This window comes from Flavobacterium sp. SP2, assembly GCF_057626655.1.
This window is the reverse complement of the sequence record NZ_JBVHBT010000001.1, coordinates 771,406-788,828: the sequence shown is the minus strand read 5'-3', so window position 1 is coordinate 788,828 and position 17,423 is coordinate 771,406. Positions and strand designations below refer to the sequence as shown.

Genomic DNA, 17,423 nt, shown 5'->3' with positions numbered 1-17,423 from the left:
TAATCTCTATCTAAAAACAATTTAAAATGGCAAGATATACTGGTCCAAGTACAAGAATAGCTCGTAAATTTGGCGAAGCTATTTTCGGAGAAGACAAAGCCTTCGAAAAAAGAAATTATCCTCCAGGACAACATGGAATGTCTAAAAAAAGAGGTAAAAAATCAGAGTATGCAGTACAATTAATGGAAAAGCAAAAAGCTAAGTACACGTACGGTATTCTTGAAAAACAATTTAGAAACTTATTTGAAAAAGCAGCAGCATCTAAAGGTGTAACAGGTGAAATCCTTTTACAATTATGCGAAGCAAGATTAGATAACGTAGTTTACAGAATGGGAATTGCTTCTTCTAGAAGAGCTGCAAGACAAATCGTTTCTCACCGTCACATTACTGTAAATGGTGAATTAGTAAACATCCCATCGTACCACTTGAAACCAGGTGATAAAGTAGCTGTTCGTGAAAAATCTAAATCATTAGAAGCTATCGAACGTTCTTTATCTAATTCTAGTACCGTTTACGAGTGGATTACTTGGAACAACGATACTAAAGAAGGTACTTTCGTTTCTGTTCCAGCTAGATTACAAATAACTGAGAACATCAAAGAGCAATTAATCGTAGAGTTGTACAATAAATAATAATTGACACCAGTCTAAAATTATGGCAATATTTAATTTTCAGAAACCCGATAAGGTTATCATGATCGATTCAACCGATTTTGAAGGTAAGTTTGAATTCAGACCTTTAGAACCAGGATACGGATTGACTGTTGGTAATGCACTAAGAAGAGTTTTACTCTCTGCTTTAGAAGGTTACGCAATTACATCTATAAGAATAGAAGGTGTTGAGCATGAGTTTTCAACAATCTCAGGTGTTGTAGAAGATGTAACAGAAATTATTCTAAGTCTTAAACAAGTACGTTTCAAACGTCAGATTGAAGATATAGATAACGAATCTGTAACAATATCTATAACAGGTAAGGATCAAATCACTGCTGGTGATTTCCAAAAATTTATTTCAGGTTTTCAAGTTTTAAATCCTGAATTAGTAATCTGTAACCTAGATTCTAAAGTTAATTTCAATATGGAGTTGACTATTGAAAAAGGTAGAGGATATGTTCCTGCTGAGGAAAACAAAAAACAAAACGCAGTAATCGGTACAATTTTTACAGATTCTATTTTCACTCCTGTTAAGAATGTGAAATATGCAATCGAGAACTTCCGTGTTGAGCAAAAAACAGATTATGAAAAATTAGTTTTTGAAATTAAAACTGATGGATCAATTAATCCAAAAGATGCTTTGACTGAAGCAGCAAAAGTATTAATTCACCACTTTATGTTATTCTCTGATGAGAGAATTACATTAGAAGCTGACGAAATTGCTCAAACTGATTCTTATGATGAAGAATCACTGCACATGAGACAATTGCTTAAAACTAAGCTTGTTGACATGGATTTATCTGTAAGAGCACTTAATTGCCTTAAAGCAGCTGAAGTTGATACATTAGGAGACCTTGTCTCTTTTAACAAACACGATTTAATGAAGTTCCGTAATTTCGGTAAAAAATCGCTAACTGAGTTAGACGAATTAGTAGCCGTTAAAAATTTAACTTTCGGAATGGACTTGTCAAAATATAAATTAGATAAAGACTAGTTTCTTTATCAAGTTAAATAGCATTTAAAATGAGACACGGAAAAAAATTCAATCACTTAAGCAGACAGACTGGACATAGAAAATCTATGTTAGCTAATATGGCTTGTTCACTTATTGAGCACAAACGTATTAACACAACTGTTGCTAAAGCAAAAGCGCTTAAACAATTCGTTGAGCCATTAATAACAAAATCAAAAGAAGATACTACGCACAACCGTCGTATAGTTTTCGCTTACTTACGTAATAAATATGGTGTAACAGAACTTTTTAGAGAAGTTGCAGCTAAAGTTGGTGATCGTCCAGGTGGTTATACACGTATTATCAAAGTTGGAAATCGTTTAGGAGATAATGCTGATATGGCGATGATCGAATTAGTAGATTTTAACGAACTTTATAACGGTGGTAAAAAAGAAGAGAAAAAAGCTAAAAGCCGTCGTGGTGGTAAAGCTAAGAAAACTGAAGCTGCTGTTGCAGAAACTGAAGCTCCAGAAACTACTTCAGAAGAGACTACTGATAAAGCAGAATAATGAATTCAATTTCATAAATATAAAGGATAAGCTATTTTTAGTTTATCCTTTTTTTTTGCTTTCAAAAATCCATCCATTTTATAGATACTTAATTTTTCAAAGCCAGAAAAATAAATTAAATTTGCAAAACACAACTACTACACATTATGAAATATACAACACGACCACAAGCCCTACTTTTACTTGCAGACGGAACCATTTTTTACGGAAAATCTATCGGTATTTCTGGAACTACTTTCGGAGAAGTATGTTTCAATACTGGGATGACGGGTTATCAAGAAATATTTACTGATCCATCCTATTTTGGACAAATAATGGTTGCCACTAATCCACATATTGGAAATTATGGCGTAAACTCTGAAGAAGTAGAATCTGATAAAATTATGATTTCTGGATTGGTTTGTAAAAATTTTAGTTTCAATCATTCTCGTCCAGATTCTGAAAGCAATCTCTACGATTATTTCGAAAAGCAAAATCTTGTTTGTATTTCAGATGTAGACACTAGAGCTTTAGTAAGTTATATTCGTGATAACGGCGCTCAGAACGCTGTAATATCTACAGATGGAACATCAATTGAAGATTTGAAAATACAATTAGCAGCTGTTCCAGATATGAAAGGTTTAGAATTGGCATCCAAAGTCTCTACAAATGAACCCTATTTTGTTGGGAATGAAACTGCAACTTATAAGATTTCAGCATTAGATTTAGGGATAAAGAAAAATATTTTAAGAAATCTTGTTAAAAGAGATTGTTATATAAAAGTCTTTCCTTTTAACACTTCGTTTCAAGATATGCAAGCTTTTAATCCAGATGGTTATTTCTTGTCTAATGGTCCTGGAGATCCTGAACCTCTAGAAAATGCAATCGCAATTGCTAAAAATATTTTCAGTACCGACAAGCCGCTTTTCGGAATCTGTCTTGGACATCAGGTAATCGGTTTAGCAAATGGAATTTCTACCTACAAAATGTTCAATGGGCATCGTGGAATTAATCATCCGGTGATGAATGTGCTTACTGGAAAAGGTGAGATTACCTCTCAAAATCATGGTTTTGCAGTAAATAGAGAGGAGCTTGAAAAACACAACGATTTAGAAATTACGCACTATCATATTAATGATAATACGGTTGCTGGAATGAGAATGAAGTCTAAAAGTGTATTTTCGGTTCAGTATCATCCAGAAGCTAGTCCTGGTCCTCACGATTCTTCTTATCTTTTTGATGAGTTTGTAGACAATATTAAAATGGCAAAAAAATTACAAGAAGTTTAAATGAAATCAATTTTGAAATTTTATTTTCAGAGGTTTATGGTAATTCTATAAGCTTGATTACTTCACAAATTATCTGTTTTAAAAGTAGTTTAGTAAACTTCGTTTGTAATGAAAACCGTTTTTTTATCAGTTGTAATGGAAAGCAGGAATAGGATTGATGAATAGCCTCAAATCAATTGTTTCAAATAAATAAAAAAAATCTACTTCAACTAAAACGTTTGAGTTAATAAAATTCATAAAAATTGTGAATTTGATAAAAAAAGTTGAAATATATTTGTGATATAGTTAAAAATTAATATCTAAATTATAAATTCATTATGAGTATTATTATCAAAATTCACGCAAGACAAATTCTTGACTCAAGAGGAAATCCTACTATCGAAGTAGATGTTGTTACTGAAAATGGCGTTTTAGGTCGTGCTGCCGTACCAAGCGGAGCGTCGACTGGTGAACATGAAGCTGTTGAACTTCGTGATGGTGGTAAAGCCTACATGGGAAAAGGTGTGTTGAAGGCGGTTGAAAATGTAAATACTACCATTGCTAATGAATTGTTGGGAACTTCGGTTTTCGAACAAAATCATATAGATCAAGTGATGATTGAACTTGATGGAACGCACAATAAATCGGTTCTTGGTGCAAATGCAATCTTGGGTGTATCGCTTGCTGTTGCAAAAGCTGCTGCAAATGAACTAGGTTTGCCTTTATACCGCTACGTTGGTGGAGTTTCTGCTAATACGTTGCCTGTTCCAATGATGAATATCATTAACGGAGGATCACATTCTGATGCACCTATTGCGTTTCAAGAATTCATGATTATGCCAGTAAAGGCTACCTCTTTTACTCATGCAATGCAAATGGGAACTGAAATTTTTCATAACTTGAAAAAAGTACTACACGATAGAGGATTAAGTACTGCTGTTGGCGATGAAGGTGGATTTGCTCCAAATCTTGCTGGTGGAACTGAAGACGCTTTGGATACTATTAAACTTGCAGTTGAAAATGCGGGATATAAATTTGGTGACGAAATTATGTTGGCTTTAGATTGCGCTGCTTCTGAATTTTATGTAAACGGAAATTACGATTACACTAAATTTGAAGGTGAAACTGGAAAAATCAGAACTTCTAAAGAACAAGCAGAATATTTAGCTTCACTTGCTACAAATTATCCAATTATTTCTATCGAAGACGGAATGTACGAAGACGATTGGGAAGGTTGGAAGTATTTAACTGAACTAATTGGAGCTAAAACACAACTTGTAGGTGACGATTTATTTGTAACCAATGTAGAGCGTTTGTCTCGCGGAATTAGCGAAGGAATTGCCAATTCAATTTTGGTAAAAGTAAACCAAATTGGTACTTTAACTGAAACTATTGCAGCGGTTAATATGGCTCACAATGCAGGATATACATCTGTAATGTCGCATCGTTCTGGAGAAACAGAAGATAATACAATTGCCGATTTAGCAGTTGCTTTAAACTGTGGTCAAATTAAAACTGGTTCGGCTTCTCGTTCCGATAGAATGGCGAAATACAATCAGTTACTTCGAATTGAAGAAGAGCTTGGTAATACCGCCTATTTTCCTGGTGTGAAAGCGTTCAAACAGAAATAGTAAATATGTTTTTTAATATAACCCTGTTAGGATTTCAAATTCTAACAGGGTTTTGTTTTAGTGAACTATACCAATCTTGCAATATTTATATTAAAATTAACGAAAACGTTATATTATTTGTTTTTTAATTCCTTCGGAATTTGTTAGATTTGTTAAATTATTAATTTACAAGATTTAATTACCAATTTATACCATGTCAAAAACAGCGATATTAGAATTTGATGGCAAAAAATATGAATTTCCTTTGATTGAAGGAACTGAGAATGAAGTTGCTATTGATATTAACAAATTACGAGATGTAACTGGTGCCATTACAATGGATCCAGGATATAAAAACTCAGGTTCATGTACTAGTAAAATTACTTTTCTTGATGGTGAAGAAGGAATTCTTCGATACAGAGGATATTCTATCGAAGATTTAGCTGAAAAAGCAGATTTTCTTGAAGTTTCTTACTTAGTTATTTTTGGAGAATTGCCAACTAAAGAAAAGCTAGCACAGTTTGAAACCGACATTAGAAAATACACTTTGGTTAACGAAGAAATGAAGAACATCATTGATGGTTTTCCTAAAACAGCACATCCAATGGGCGTTTTGTCTTCTTTAACAAGTGCTTTAACCGCTTTTAATCCGAAAGTTGTTAATGTAGAAAATGAAGCCGAAATGTATGAGGCAATTTGCAAAACTATGGGTAAATTCTTAGTATTAGCAACTTGGACTTTCAGAAAATCTTCAGGATTTCCTTTAAATTATTACGATAATACTAAAGGTTATGTTGAGAATTTCTTGCATTTAATGTTTGCATTACCAACGGGACCATACAAAGCAAATCCAACTGTAATAAACGCATTAGATAAATTATTTATTCTTCATGCTGATCATGAGCAAAATTGTTCAACATCAACGGTAAGAATGGTAGGTTCTTCGCATGCTGGATTATTCGCATCAATATCTGCAGGAGTTTCTGCACTTTGGGGACCATTACACGGTGGTGCTAATCAGGCCGTTTTGGAAATGTTAGAAGAAATTCAGAAAAACGGTGGCGATGCTGATAAATATTTGGCGAAAGCTAAAGACAAGGAAGATCCTTTCCGTTTAATGGGATTTGGTCATAGAGTGTACAAAAACTTTGATCCGAGAGCAAAAATTATCAAGAAAGCTGCGGACGAAGTTTTAAAAGAACTTGGTGTTAATGATCCAATTCTTGCAATTGCTAAAAAATTAGAAGAATCTGCATTGGTTGATGATTATTTTGTTTCAAGAAAATTGTATCCAAATGTCGATTTCTATTCAGGTATTATTTACCGTGCTTTAGGAATTCCAACCGATATGTTTACTGTTCTTTTTGCAATAGGAAGACTTCCAGGATGGATTGCTCAATGGAAAGAAATGCGCGAAAACAAAGAACCAATAGGAAGACCAAGACAAATTTATATGGGTTATCCTTTACGTGATTTTGTGCCAACAGAAAAAAGATAATACTTTTCAGAAATACTAAAGAAGCTTCACATTTGTGAGGCTTTTTTTATGCAACATTCTTACAAAATTATTTAATTGATAATTTTTAGACTTAATTACTAACAACATTTCATTAATCAAGTCCCTTTTTTTATCTTTGTTCAATCGAGCGTCAGCAAAATGACGACCTAAAGCCAAAAGCTATTTTATGCTACAATTAAATGTAAAAAACGAATCGTCACGACTACGAGCAGTGGTGTTAGGTTCGGCCATTAATAATGGACCAACTCCAACCGCTGATGAAGCTTATGATCCAAAATCTTTAGAACACATTCTCGCAGGAACGTATCCCATTGAAGACGATATGGTCATCGAAATGGAAGCTTTTAATCAAGTATTTCAGAAATATGATGTTCAAGTTTTTCGTCCAGAAATGATCGAAAATTACAATCAAATTTTTGCTCGAGACATAGGTTTTGTAATAGATGATACTTTTATAAAAGCCAATATTCTTCCTGATAGAGAAAGAGAATTGGATGCCATTCAATATGTTATTGATCAAATTAATCCTGCTAAAGTGGTTCGTCCGCCAGAAGAAGTTCACATAGAAGGTGGCGACGTTATGTTGTGGAATGACTATATTTTCATTGGAACTTACAAAGGTTCAGATTATAAAAATTACATCACAGCACGTACTAATATGCAAGGTGTGAATTATATCAAAGAATTATTTCCAAATAAAATCGTAAAAGAATTTGATTTGGTAAAATCAAAAATTGAAGCTAGAGACAATGCATTGCATTTAGATTGTTGCTTTCAACCAGTTGGAACCAATAAGGGAATTATTTATAAAAGTGGTTTCCGTGAAGAAGCCGATTATATGTTTTTAGTGAATTTATTTGGCAAAGAAAATCTGTTTCACATAACCCGCGACGAAATGTACAATATGAATTCCAATGTATTTTCTATTGCGCCAGATGTTGTAGTTTCTGAGAAAAATTTCACACGACTAAACAATTGGCTTCGCGATAACGGTTTCACAGTCGAAGAAATTCCATATGCAGAAATCGCAAAACAAGAAGGTTTACTCAGATGTTCAACATTGCCATTAATTCGAAATTAATAGGTTCTATGTTATAAGTTCTAGGTTTTTAAAAGTTTGTAATTAATATTTAATATAAATGAAAAGCTATAAAGATTTAGAAGTTTATAATTTAGGTTTGGAATTGTTTTATAAATGCCATGCATTTTCATTGAAATTACCTAAACATGAAATGTATGAACTTGGAAGTCAATTGCGAAGATCTTCTGATTCTGTACCAACCAATATTGTTGAAGGTTATGGCAGAAAAAGATATAAAGCAGATTTTATAAAGTTTCTAACCTATTCCTGGGCAAGTTGTTTGGAAACCGTCTTTCATATAGAAAAAATCACGGTTCTTTACCCTGAAATAATTCATAATCCAGAGGAATTCATTAGTAATTACAACGAATTAAGTGCTAAAATTTATAATTTTATAAAATACGTAGAAGAAAATTGGAAAACATAGTAAGTTATGGTCATTACTAGTAAAACCTATAACTTACAACTTACAACATATAACTTACATAAAAATGAAACAAACAACAAACTCCATATTAATGATTCGTCCAGTCGCGTTCAGAATGAACGAACAAACTGCAGTGAATAATTATTATCAAAAAGTTCTGGACAATCTTTTACCAGCAACGGTTAATGCGAAAGCGCAAGAGGAATTTGATACTTTCGTAGAAAAATTACAAAACGTTGGTGTAACTGTTACCGTTGTTGACGATACTGTAGATCCAGACACACCAGATTCTATTTTTCCTAACAACTGGATTTCTTTTCACGAAAATGGAGATGTAGCTTTATATCCAATGTTTGCTGAAAATCGTCGTCTAGAAAGAAGGGAAGAAATTCTAGATTTGCTAGAAGAAAAAGGCTTTCAGATTGAAAATATTGTAGATTATACCGAAGCAGAAGATGATGGATATTACCTTGAAGGTACAGGAAGCTTATTATTAGACCGAGCAAATGCCAAAGCCTATTGCGCACTTTCTCCTCGTGCCGACGAAGAATTGTTTATCGAATTTTGTGAAGATTTTGACATGCATCCAATAATTTTTGAAGCATTTCAAACGGTTAACGGCGAACGAAAGTTGATTTATCATACCAATGTAATGATGTGTCTTGGAGAAAATTTTGCAGTAATTTGTGCCGATTGTATTGACGACAAAAAAGAGCGCAAAATGGTCCTTGACAATCTGAAACAAGATGGAAAAGAAATTATTCTGATTACAGAAGATCAAGTGAATAATTTTGCAGGAAATATGCTAGAAGTTCGTGGTGCAAATGATAAAAGTTATATTATCATGTCGGCTGCAGCACATCAAAGTTTAACTCCTAAACAAATTGAACAATTAGAAAAACACGGCGAAATTTTATCTTCAAGTTTAGATACAATTGAAGCATGTGGCGGCGGAAGTGCAAGATGCATGATGGCAGAAATATTTTTACCACAACAATAAAATGTTATCTAGAAAAACTAAATACGGAATTAAAGCACTGATTTATATTGCAAAACAAGATAAATCAGTGCCCATTCTGATATCTGAAATTTCCGAAAAAGAAACAATTTCGAAAAAATTTCTAGAAATGATTTTGTTAGATTTAAAGAAGTTCGGAATTGTAGGTTCTAAGAAAGGCAAAGGCGGCGGATATTATTTACTTAAAGATTCAAAAGAAATCTCTATTGCATCTATAATCAGAATTCTTGACGGACCAATTGCGCTTCTACCATGCGTAAGTCTGAATTTTTATGAGAAGTGTACCGATTGCCCAAGTGAGGAAAAATGCGCTCTAAACAAGTTAATGATTCAGGTTCGTGATAACGCTTTGTCGGTTTTAGACAATAAAACATTATATGATTTAACAATATTTTAGTTTTTTTTTAATTTAATAGCCTACTTAATCAATAGACTAATCGTATATTTGAAACTTCAAATATTTTAGTAATGAGCCAAGAAATTATAGATAAAATCAATGCTTGGAATGATGAAATAAAGCTGTTTTCTTTTGCCAATCAGATTGATTTTATTCTGAAAAACATCCAAGGTAAAAAAGTGTTTTCGACTTCTTTTGGAATTGAAGATCAAGTTTTGACACATTTTTTGTATCCATATAAAAACGATTTTGAATTCTTTACGTTGGATACAGGAAGACAATTTAATGAAACGTACGAGGTTTTCCAGAAAACCACAAGCAAATATAACGATCTAACAATCAATACATTTTATCCAGAAGAAACTGACATTCAGGAATATATTAATGCAAACGGTATTAATGGATTTTATGATAGTGTTCAAAATCGTAAAGATTGTTGTTTTATCAGAAAAGTAAAACCTTTAAAAAGAGCTTTACACAATGCCGAAATTTGGATAACCGGACTTCGAGCAGAGCAATCTCAAAATAGAGAAACAATGCAGTTTTTAGAATGGGATGCTGATAATAAAGTGATCAAATTCAATCCATTATTGCATTATAGTTTGTCGCAAATAGAAGAAATAGTTTCGCAAAATGCAATTCCGATGAACAGTTTGTTCAAAAAAGGATATGTTAGTATTGGTTGCGCACCATGTACCAGAGCTATCGAAGAAGGCGAGGATTTTCGCGCTGGAAGATGGTGGTGGGAAAACGGAAAAAAAGAATGTGGATTGCACAGTTCACAAGAAAAAAACAATTAAAAATCGAAAACATGCACAATCATTTAGAGGAATTAGAAAACGAAAGTATCTACATTCTTAGAGAAGTAGCCGCACAATTTCAAAAACCGGTTCTGTTATTTTCTGGAGGAAAAGACTCAATAACGGTTGCACGATTAGCACAAAAAGCATTTTATCCGGGTAAAATTCCTTTTGCTTTTTTACATATAGATACAGGTCATAATTTTCTAGAAACCATCACTTTTAGAGATGAACTTGTAGAGGAATTAGGAGTTGAACTCATTGTGCGATATGTTCAAGACAGCATCAATGAAAACAAAGTCCAAGAAGAAAAAGGCAAACATGCTAGCCGAAATTCATTGCAAACAGTCACTTTACTAGATGCAATTGAAGAATTCAAATTTGATGTTTGTATCGGTGGTGCAAGACGTGATGAAGAAAAATCAAGAGCTAAAGAACGTATATTTTCGGTACGAGACGATTTTGGACAATGGGATTCTAAGAAACAACGACCTGAATTATTTTCTATTTTAAACGGAAAAATAAGTTTTGGTGAGAATGTGCGCGCGTTTCCAATTAGCAATTGGACAGAAGAAGATGTTTGGAGTTACATAAAATCAGAAGAACTAAAATTGCCATCAATATATTTTGCTCATTCTCGAAAATTGGTAAAACGTGACGGTACAATTTTGGCTCATTCGGATTATTTAAATTTGGTAGAAACTGACGAAATTGAAGAACGTATTGTAAGATTTAGAACTGTTGGTGATATGACTTGTACGTCTGCATTGGTTTCTAATGCAAGTACAATTGACGAAGTTATGCTGGAAAACAAACAATCAAAATCGTCAGAACGAGGAGCAAGAATAGACGATAAACGTTCGGAAGCTGCTTTGGAGCAACGAAAAAAAGGAGGATATTTTTAAATTATGGATTTATTAAAAATTAATACGGCAGGAAGTGTTGACGATGGAAAAAGTACTTTAATAGGACGATTTCTTTACGATAACGATGCTTTAACGATAGAGCAAGAGGAATTGGTTCGCAAAAAAACCAAAGAAAAAGGCTTGCAAGATTTGGATTTTTCTGTAATTACTGACGGTTTAATTGCCGAGAGAGAACAAGGAATTACCATTGATGTGGCGCATATTTATTTTTCGTCGGCAAAGCGAAAATTTATTATTGCAGATAGTCCAGGACATGTTGAATATACTAGGAATATGGTTACTGGTGCATCCAATTCGGAGGTTTCTATTATTTTAATTGATGCACGAAAAGGATTGCTAGAACAAACGCACCGTCATTATTTTATCAGTAAATTATTGCGTTTGGAGGCTATTGTTTTTTGTGTAAACAAAATGGATTTGGTCGAATATAGTGAAGATGTTTTTCTAAATATTGCTTCCGATATTGAGAAGATGATTAAAGAATTATCGGCTGATAAGCAACAGATAAATATAATTCCAATAAGTTCGTTGAAAGGTGATAACGTGGTTCATTTTTCCGAAAATATGCCGTGGTTTTCAGGGTCAACTTTATCAGATGTTTTACACAATTTTACTAAAAAGGATAGTGTAGCAAACGAGTTTAGAATGGATGTGCAACAAGTGTATCATGTTCAAAACGAAGAATTTGTAGATTATCGTGCATATGCTGGAAGAATTACGTCAGGAAAAATAAAAGTTGGTGACAAAGTAGCAGTTTTACCTTCGTTAAAAGAAACGGAGGTTATTGAAATTTCTAAATTCAAAACCAATTTAACGGAAGCCAAAAAAGGCGATTCCATTCAAATGCGATTGAAAGACAATATTGATATTAGCCGCGGCATGATGTTGGTACAAGAGTCTAACGATTTTCTTTTTCAGAAAGAGTTGAAAGCAACTTTAGTTTGGCTGGACGAAACTGCTGCAAATTTATCTTCTAAATACAGTATTCAAGCAGGAAGTAGAACAAGTTTCTGTAAAATAAAAAGTATAGAATATTTAATAAATCCAGTAAATCCATCTGATAAAATTGAAGGTGCTACTTTAAAACTAAACGATATTGGACTGACAACTATTCAATTAGCAAATCCAATATTTGTGGATAAATATGCTCAGAATAAAGCAAACGGTGCTTTTGTTATTATTGATGAAACTACTAATAATACGGTTGGTGTTGGTTTTGTTGAATAATAGTATAGAAAAATTTTAAACTAAAAAATCCCAAATTCTTATGAGTTTGGGATTTTTTTTATTTCATAGGTTCATTTTTTAAAATATTTTCAATCATTCCACCAAAGATAAAAAAGTGAAACGGCAACATGGCATACCAATACAATCTTCCAAATAATCCACGCGGTCTAAAAGTAGCAATTTGATGCAAAACATTATCTTCATCAATTCTAAATTCCAGCCACGCTTCGCCAGGTAATTTCATTTCTGCAAAAAGCAACAAACGTTTTTCTTCTTTATTGGCTAAGAGTACACGCCAAAAATCGAGCGCATCGCCATTATCCAAATGTTTTGGATGCGTTCTTCCTCTTCGTGTTCCAACTCCGCCGACCAATTTGTCAATGAAACCACGTGTTTGCCACATCCAATTTCCATAATACCAACCTCGTTCGCCACCAATGGTCCAAATATTATCCAACGCACGTTCTACATCAATTACCTTACGACTTTTCTGGTCTTTCAAGCATCCAAAAGTGGGCACCTGAATAAATTCTGATAAATTATGACCAAATCTTCCGCTAACCATGCTGTCTTTCCAACTTGAAATTACCAGGTTTTGTTCAATTTTGATGAAAGCTAATTTTATTGCATCGACATAAGTAATAGGTCTAATATTTAGCATTTTTTGCAAACGGTTGTCCTTGCAAACAACTTCCATTTTCATGCTATTGACCAAATTTATAGCTAATTTATAAGAAGTTGATGTCACAAAATACAACCAATACGACGACAGTTTGGGCGTCATTATCGGAATTACAAATATGGCCAATTTGATTTGTCTGGTTTTAGCATACAACAACATCATTTCTTTATACGTAATTATGTTTGGTCCGCCAATGTCAAACGATTGATTGTAGCAATCATCACGCAACAAAACACCAATTAAATACTGAATCACATCGCGAATGGCAATGGGCTGACATTTGGTTAAAACCCATTTTGGAGTAATCATTACAGGCAATTTTTCGCATAAATCTCTAATGATTTCAAACGATGAACTTCCAGAACCTACAATTATTCCGGCACGTAAAACTGTAGTTTTAAAATTTCCTTGGTATAAAATGTCTTCCACATCTTTTCGCGATTGCAAATGCTTTGATAAAACATCATGATTTACAATTCCGCTTAAATAAACAACCTGTTTTACACCAATTTTATTCATGTAAACATTAAAATTTTCGGCCGCTTTCGCTTCCATGGTATCAAAATCGGTAATCGATGACGTCATGGAATGAATAAGATAATACGCCACATCAATATGAAACGGCAGCGCATCAAAATTGAGTTCGTGAAGAAAATCTACTTCCCAAACCGTAACCGCTTCAAGCGTGGCTTTGTCTAATCCAAGTCGGTTTTGGTCGCGAACGCAACACACCACTTGATGACCTTGCGATAGAAGTTCGGGTAATAAGCGTCGTCCAACATAACCGTTGGCACCGGTTAAAAGTATTCTCATAACTACAATTTTCTATAAAGTTAGCAAATAGTGTAGTTCAACATTAGTTAAATTCCGCTAATAATACTTAAAACCGAACTTATAATGTATTGAATTCCAATCGCAATTGTTAGAAAACCAACAATTCTAGAAATTGCTACAATTCCAGAAGAGCCCAAAATTCGTGATAAATAATGCGCACTTTTTAAAATTAAGAAAATAGAAAATGCTATAAAAACTAATGCAACGCAAGAAATTGCAATATCGGTTGGCGAATGATGATCTTGGTAATACGCAATTAATAATGAAATAGAACCCGGACCAGCAAGCATCGGAATTGCCAATGGTGTTAAGGCAATTTCATTACGCTTTTGGGCATCGACTTCGGTTTCTTTTGTGATTCCGCGCGATTTATTAAACTTTTTATTGAGTAATGAAAATCCCGAATTAGCAATGATAATTCCACCAGCAATGCGAAGTGCATTTATAGTGATTCCGAAAAAAGACAAGACATATTGACCCACAAAATACGAAATTATCAAAATCAAGAATACGTCAATAGCCGTCCAAAGTGCCACTCTTGCACGTTCTTTTTTGTCATAATCTTGTGTTAGTCCAACAAATATAGGAACCGTTCCAATAGGATTTAAAACCGAAAATAACGAGGCGAATAAATAAATAAAAAGTTCCATCTTTTTTGGAGTAAAATTAGTTCAACTTTCAATCACAAAGTTAAACTTAAAAACAACGTAATGTTAAAACTTAGCGGACAAATCGCATATTTTTAGTATTTTTGTACAATGAAAAATAAGAAAACTTTGGTTCTTGGTGCATCCACAAAGCCTGATAGATACGCCTTTAAAGCCATAACTGCGCTTGTAGAAAAAGGTCATTCGGTGCTTGCAATAGGTCAAAATACTGGCGAAGTTGCCGGAATCACTATCCGTACCAAAGCCATTCCGTTGTCCAATATCAATACCGTAACCTTGTATTTAAATCCGGCACGTCAGCGCGATTATTACAATTATATCGTAGAATCGCAGCCTAAAAGAGTCATTTTTAATCCTGGAACCGAAAACCCAGAGTTTTATCAATTATTACAACTTAACAAAATCAAAGTTGAAGTAGCTTGTACCTTGGTTTTATTGGCTACCAATCAGTATTAGAAGCAAATGGTTCGGGATTTATTTATCCACCATATTCCTGCTTTCCGTTGCAATAAAAAACCTTTCAGAACACCTGAAAGGTTTTTTATTTCCGCTGCACTCAGGGCTAGATTATTTTTCGTTTTAACTTTTAATCAGTTTATTTATTGCAATATTCAGTTGTTCGAATTTATTTATTGTCATAAAATGTCCACCACTTTTTATTCTGATATCGCATTTTACAAATCTTATTGGTAAAATTCTATCCCAAGTTCCATGAATGTGTTTTGTATTTATTGGTATATAATTGTTTTTCCAAGTAACAATTTTATCTATTGCCCATTTCAAAAACGCTTCGTCCGTATCATGCAAAATTGCTGCTAATAATTTTTTGTCTTCCGTACTAGAAATACCAAATAGCCAATAACTAAAAAAATTCGCTTGCTTCATTAATTTTGTAGGCAGCAGTTTATGAAGTTTTAAAGAACCTGCCAATTTGTAATAAAAAGGAATTTCATTTTTGGTTTTAGCCGAAGCTATTACAATTATTTTTTCCGTTTCGAGTAGTTTTCCAATTTCCACAGCCATCATTCCGCCAAAAGACAATCCTATTATAATTGGTTTTGGTGAAGTAATTTGTTTTGACAGTCTTTTTGCATACTCTTCAATTGTTTCTTTATCAAGAGGAATGATCCAATCTATAAAAGTTACCTCACAACTTGAAAAATCCAAATATTTAAATACTCTTTTGTCAGCGCCGAGACCACTTAATACATAGATTTTTTTCATTCTTAAAACCTAGTTTCAGAAGTTGCTGGCTTGCTAATAAGCAATAATCCTAAAAACGTAATCAATCCGTTTACGATTATCAATTCGTTATCAATTACATAATCTCCAAAAAGTAATTTAGAATTTTGTGTAATTAAAAAACAAAGAGCAGGCGAAACCAAACAAATCAGTGGAACCAATTTATCATGAACTGTTTTATTTTTCATAAACAATCCAAATCCGTACAATCCTAAAAGCGGACCATAAGTATAACTCGCCACTCTAAAAATCATCGTTACAACCGAAGCATCGTTTATAGAATTGAAAATAATAATGACCAAAAACATCAAAAACGAGAATCCAAGATGAACAATATGTCTTGTTCTAACTAATTTTGCGTCATTTTCTATCTGTTGATCACTAACTGCTGATTGCTTTTTATCCATTCCTAAAAAGTCAACACAAAACGAAGTTGTCAAGGCAGTTAATGCCGAATCGGTAGTAGCGAATGTGGCTGCGGTCAATCCTAGTAAAAATACAACTGCTGGAATTATACTCAAATAATTAAAGGCAATTTCTGGAAACAGTAAATCGGTTCTTGGTTTTCCGGTTATCAAATCGGTTGGCACTTGTACTCCGTTTTTCTCTGCATACATATAAAGTAGCGCACCAACACTCAAGAAAAAAATATTTATAATTACAAAAATTCCTGTAAAAGTGAACATGTTTTTTTGAGCTTCACCAATGTTTTTACAACTTAAATTCTTTTGCATTAAATCTTGATCCAGTCCAACCATGGCAATAGTCACGAAGATTCCGCCTAAAATTTGTTTTAAAACAAAATTACCTTTCAAATACTCTTCATAGAAAAATATCTTCGAATAATTACTGTTTTTAACCGCTTCAAAAGCTTCAAAAGCGCTGTAATTTAAACTATTACAAATAAAATAGATTGTTAGAAAAACCGAAGTTACTAAGAAAAAAGTCTGTAAAGTATCAGTAATAATAATGGTTTTTAGTCCGCCACGATAGGTATACGCAAATATTAATGCTAACGAAATTAAAACCGTAACCGCAAATGGAATATTGAAAGTGTCAAATACATAGCGTTGCAAAACGATTACTACCAGATACAATCTAAAAGCCGAACCAATTGTTCTACTAATTAAGAATATTGTTGCTGCAGTTTTGTAACTCACAACCCCTAAACGTTGCTCGATGTAGCTGTAAATTGAGGTTAGATTCATTCGGTAATACAACGGAAGAAGAACGCCAGCAATGATTAAAAATCCAATGGCATTTCCTAAAACAAATTGAAAATAAGCAAACTGAGATTCGGGCGAACCTACATTCCCTGGAACCGAAATAAATGTTACTCCAGAAAGTGCTGTGCCAATCATTCCGAAGGCTACAAGATACCATTTTGAGTTTTTGTTGGCTTTAAAAAAGGTATCGTTATCAGTACTTTTTTTACTCATTATATTGGAAATAAATAGTAAAAGTCCGAAGTAAATTATTATAATTATCAGAATTGTAGTAGCGTTCATAAAGAGATTTTTATTCGTAGCTAAAATAGAAAAAAAGTTGGAAGTTGATGGTTAGAAGTTGGT

18 protein-coding genes are annotated in these 17,423 nt (G+C 33.3%); 14 read left to right on the top strand and 4 right to left on the bottom strand.

From position 1 onward, the window contains the following. Window positions 1–26: 26 nt before the first annotated feature. The 13 genes from rpsD (at window position 27) to ACZ098_RS03755 (ending at window position 12,426) form a co-directional block, all read left to right on the top strand. On the top strand, window positions 27–632 hold the full coding sequence (gene rpsD, locus ACZ098_RS03815; protein ID WP_487310409.1) for a 30S ribosomal protein S4: 606 nt from the start codon (window positions 27–29) through the stop codon (window positions 630–632). Window positions 633–654: 22 nt separating this feature from the next. Continuing rightward, window positions 655–1,647, top strand: a complete 993-nt coding sequence (locus ACZ098_RS03810) for a DNA-directed RNA polymerase subunit alpha (protein WP_487310408.1) — start codon at window positions 655–657, stop codon at window positions 1,645–1,647. Window positions 1,648–1,676: 29 nt separating this feature from the next. Further along, a complete protein-coding gene (gene rplQ / locus ACZ098_RS03805) occupies window positions 1,677–2,174 on the top strand; it encodes a 50S ribosomal protein L17 (RefSeq protein WP_487310407.1) in 498 nt (165 codons plus the stop codon). Window positions 2,175–2,320: 146 nt separating this feature from the next. Next, window positions 2,321–3,442, top strand: a complete 1,122-nt coding sequence (gene carA / locus ACZ098_RS03800; protein ID WP_487310406.1) for a glutamine-hydrolyzing carbamoyl-phosphate synthase small subunit — start codon at window positions 2,321–2,323, stop codon at window positions 3,440–3,442. A 317-nt stretch (window positions 3,443–3,759) separates the two neighbouring features. Further along, window positions 3,760–5,052: a phosphopyruvate hydratase gene (gene eno / locus ACZ098_RS03795; RefSeq protein WP_487310405.1), complete on the top strand. Its 1,293-nt coding sequence runs from the start codon at window positions 3,760–3,762 to the stop codon at window positions 5,050–5,052. Window positions 5,053–5,245: 193 nt separating this feature from the next. Next, complete coding sequence (locus ACZ098_RS03790) at window positions 5,246–6,529, top strand: citrate synthase (RefSeq protein WP_487310404.1); 1,284 nt, start codon at window positions 5,246–5,248, stop codon at window positions 6,527–6,529. 187 nt (window positions 6,530–6,716) lie between these two features. After that, a complete protein-coding gene (locus tag ACZ098_RS03785; RefSeq protein ID WP_487310403.1) occupies window positions 6,717–7,631 on the top strand; it encodes a dimethylarginine dimethylaminohydrolase family protein in 915 nt (304 codons plus the stop codon). A gap of 58 nt (window positions 7,632–7,689) precedes the next feature. After that, on the top strand, window positions 7,690–8,058 hold the full coding sequence (locus ACZ098_RS03780) for a four helix bundle protein (protein WP_487310402.1): 369 nt from the start codon (window positions 7,690–7,692) through the stop codon (window positions 8,056–8,058). A gap of 64 nt (window positions 8,059–8,122) precedes the next feature. Next, a complete protein-coding gene (ctlX, locus tag ACZ098_RS03775; RefSeq protein ID WP_487310401.1) occupies window positions 8,123–9,058 on the top strand; it encodes a citrulline utilization hydrolase CtlX in 936 nt (311 codons plus the stop codon). Window position 9,059: 1 nt separating this feature from the next. After that, a complete protein-coding gene (locus ACZ098_RS03770) occupies window positions 9,060–9,473 on the top strand; it encodes an RrF2 family transcriptional regulator (protein WP_487310400.1) in 414 nt (137 codons plus the stop codon). A gap of 71 nt (window positions 9,474–9,544) precedes the next feature. Further along, the gene (locus ACZ098_RS03765) at window positions 9,545–10,273 is read left to right on the top strand and encodes a phosphoadenylyl-sulfate reductase (RefSeq protein WP_487310399.1); all 729 of its coding nucleotides are present in this window, start codon (window positions 9,545–9,547) and stop codon (window positions 10,271–10,273) included. An 11-nt stretch (window positions 10,274–10,284) separates the two neighbouring features. Next, window positions 10,285–11,178 carry a sulfate adenylyltransferase subunit CysD gene (cysD, locus tag ACZ098_RS03760; RefSeq protein WP_487310398.1) on the top strand — a complete coding sequence of 298 codons (894 nt, stop codon included), beginning with the start codon at window positions 10,285–10,287 and terminating at the stop codon, window positions 11,176–11,178. A 3-nt stretch (window positions 11,179–11,181) separates the two neighbouring features. Then, window positions 11,182–12,426: a sulfate adenylyltransferase subunit 1 gene (locus ACZ098_RS03755; RefSeq protein ID WP_487310397.1), complete on the top strand. Its 1,245-nt coding sequence runs from the start codon at window positions 11,182–11,184 to the stop codon at window positions 12,424–12,426. 58 nt (window positions 12,427–12,484) lie between these two features. On the opposite strand, the gene ACZ098_RS03750 is transcribed toward ACZ098_RS03755, so the two are convergent. Both ACZ098_RS03750 and ACZ098_RS03745 read right to left on the bottom strand, forming a co-directional pair. Beyond that, window positions 12,485–13,921: an SDR family oxidoreductase gene (locus tag ACZ098_RS03750; RefSeq protein WP_487310396.1), complete on the bottom strand. Its 1,437-nt coding sequence runs from the start codon at window positions 13,919–13,921 to the stop codon at window positions 12,485–12,487. A gap of 47 nt (window positions 13,922–13,968) precedes the next feature. Continuing rightward, on the bottom strand, window positions 13,969–14,592 hold the full coding sequence (locus ACZ098_RS03745; RefSeq protein ID WP_487310395.1) for a MarC family NAAT transporter: 624 nt from the start codon (window positions 14,590–14,592) through the stop codon (window positions 13,969–13,971). Between the two features lie 108 nt (window positions 14,593–14,700). On the opposite strand from ACZ098_RS03745, the gene ACZ098_RS03740 reads away from it, so the two are divergent. Next, on the top strand, window positions 14,701–15,066 hold the full coding sequence (locus tag ACZ098_RS03740; RefSeq protein WP_487310394.1) for a CoA-binding protein: 366 nt from the start codon (window positions 14,701–14,703) through the stop codon (window positions 15,064–15,066). Window positions 15,067–15,189: 123 nt separating this feature from the next. Here ACZ098_RS03740 and ACZ098_RS03735 read toward each other — a convergent pair whose 3' ends face one another. Both ACZ098_RS03735 and ACZ098_RS03730 read right to left on the bottom strand, forming a co-directional pair. Then, window positions 15,190–15,834 (bottom strand): alpha/beta hydrolase, encoded by a 645-nt coding sequence (locus tag ACZ098_RS03735; RefSeq protein ID WP_487310393.1) that lies wholly within the window; start codon window positions 15,832–15,834, stop codon window positions 15,190–15,192. Window positions 15,835–15,836: 2 nt separating this feature from the next. After that, entirely contained in the window at window positions 15,837–17,360 is a 1,524-nt protein-coding gene (locus ACZ098_RS03730; protein ID WP_487310392.1) for a sodium:solute symporter, read from the bottom strand. Window positions 17,361–17,423: the final 63 nt, after the last annotated feature.

What these genes read in the sequence shown, in the direction of transcription:
- rpsD (WP_487310409.1), top strand. Translation starts at nt 27, where the DNA reads ATGGCAAGATATACTGGTCCAAGTACAAGAATAGCTCGTAAATTTGGC.
- ACZ098_RS03745 (WP_487310395.1), bottom strand. Translation starts at nt 14,592, where the DNA reads ATGGAACTTTTTATTTATTTATTCGCCTCGTTATTTTCGGTTTTAAAT.
- ACZ098_RS03730 (WP_487310392.1), bottom strand. Translation starts at nt 17,360, where the DNA reads ATGAACGCTACTACAATTCTGATAATTATAATAATTTACTTCGGACTT.
- ACZ098_RS03755 (WP_487310397.1), top strand. Translation starts at nt 11,182, where the DNA reads ATGGATTTATTAAAAATTAATACGGCAGGAAGTGTTGACGATGGAAAA.
- ACZ098_RS03785 (WP_487310403.1), top strand. Translation starts at nt 6,717, where the DNA reads ATGCTACAATTAAATGTAAAAAACGAATCGTCACGACTACGAGCAGTG.
- ctlX (WP_487310401.1), top strand. Translation starts at nt 8,123, where the DNA reads ATGAAACAAACAACAAACTCCATATTAATGATTCGTCCAGTCGCGTTC.
- ACZ098_RS03780 (WP_487310402.1), top strand. Translation starts at nt 7,690, where the DNA reads ATGAAAAGCTATAAAGATTTAGAAGTTTATAATTTAGGTTTGGAATTG.
- ACZ098_RS03750 (WP_487310396.1), bottom strand. Translation starts at nt 13,921, where the DNA reads ATGAGAATACTTTTAACCGGTGCCAACGGTTATGTTGGACGACGCTTA.
- cysD (WP_487310398.1), top strand. Translation starts at nt 10,285, where the DNA reads ATGCACAATCATTTAGAGGAATTAGAAAACGAAAGTATCTACATTCTT.
- ACZ098_RS03740 (WP_487310394.1), top strand. Translation starts at nt 14,701, where the DNA reads ATGAAAAATAAGAAAACTTTGGTTCTTGGTGCATCCACAAAGCCTGAT.
- ACZ098_RS03810 (WP_487310408.1), top strand. Translation starts at nt 655, where the DNA reads ATGGCAATATTTAATTTTCAGAAACCCGATAAGGTTATCATGATCGAT.
- rplQ (WP_487310407.1), top strand. Translation starts at nt 1,677, where the DNA reads ATGAGACACGGAAAAAAATTCAATCACTTAAGCAGACAGACTGGACAT.
- eno (WP_487310405.1), top strand. Translation starts at nt 3,760, where the DNA reads ATGAGTATTATTATCAAAATTCACGCAAGACAAATTCTTGACTCAAGA.
- ACZ098_RS03790 (WP_487310404.1), top strand. Translation starts at nt 5,246, where the DNA reads ATGTCAAAAACAGCGATATTAGAATTTGATGGCAAAAAATATGAATTT.
- ACZ098_RS03770 (WP_487310400.1), top strand. Translation starts at nt 9,060, where the DNA reads ATGTTATCTAGAAAAACTAAATACGGAATTAAAGCACTGATTTATATT.
- ACZ098_RS03765 (WP_487310399.1), top strand. Translation starts at nt 9,545, where the DNA reads ATGAGCCAAGAAATTATAGATAAAATCAATGCTTGGAATGATGAAATA.
- ACZ098_RS03735 (WP_487310393.1), bottom strand. Translation starts at nt 15,834, where the DNA reads ATGAAAAAAATCTATGTATTAAGTGGTCTCGGCGCTGACAAAAGAGTA.
- carA (WP_487310406.1), top strand. Translation starts at nt 2,321, where the DNA reads ATGAAATATACAACACGACCACAAGCCCTACTTTTACTTGCAGACGGA.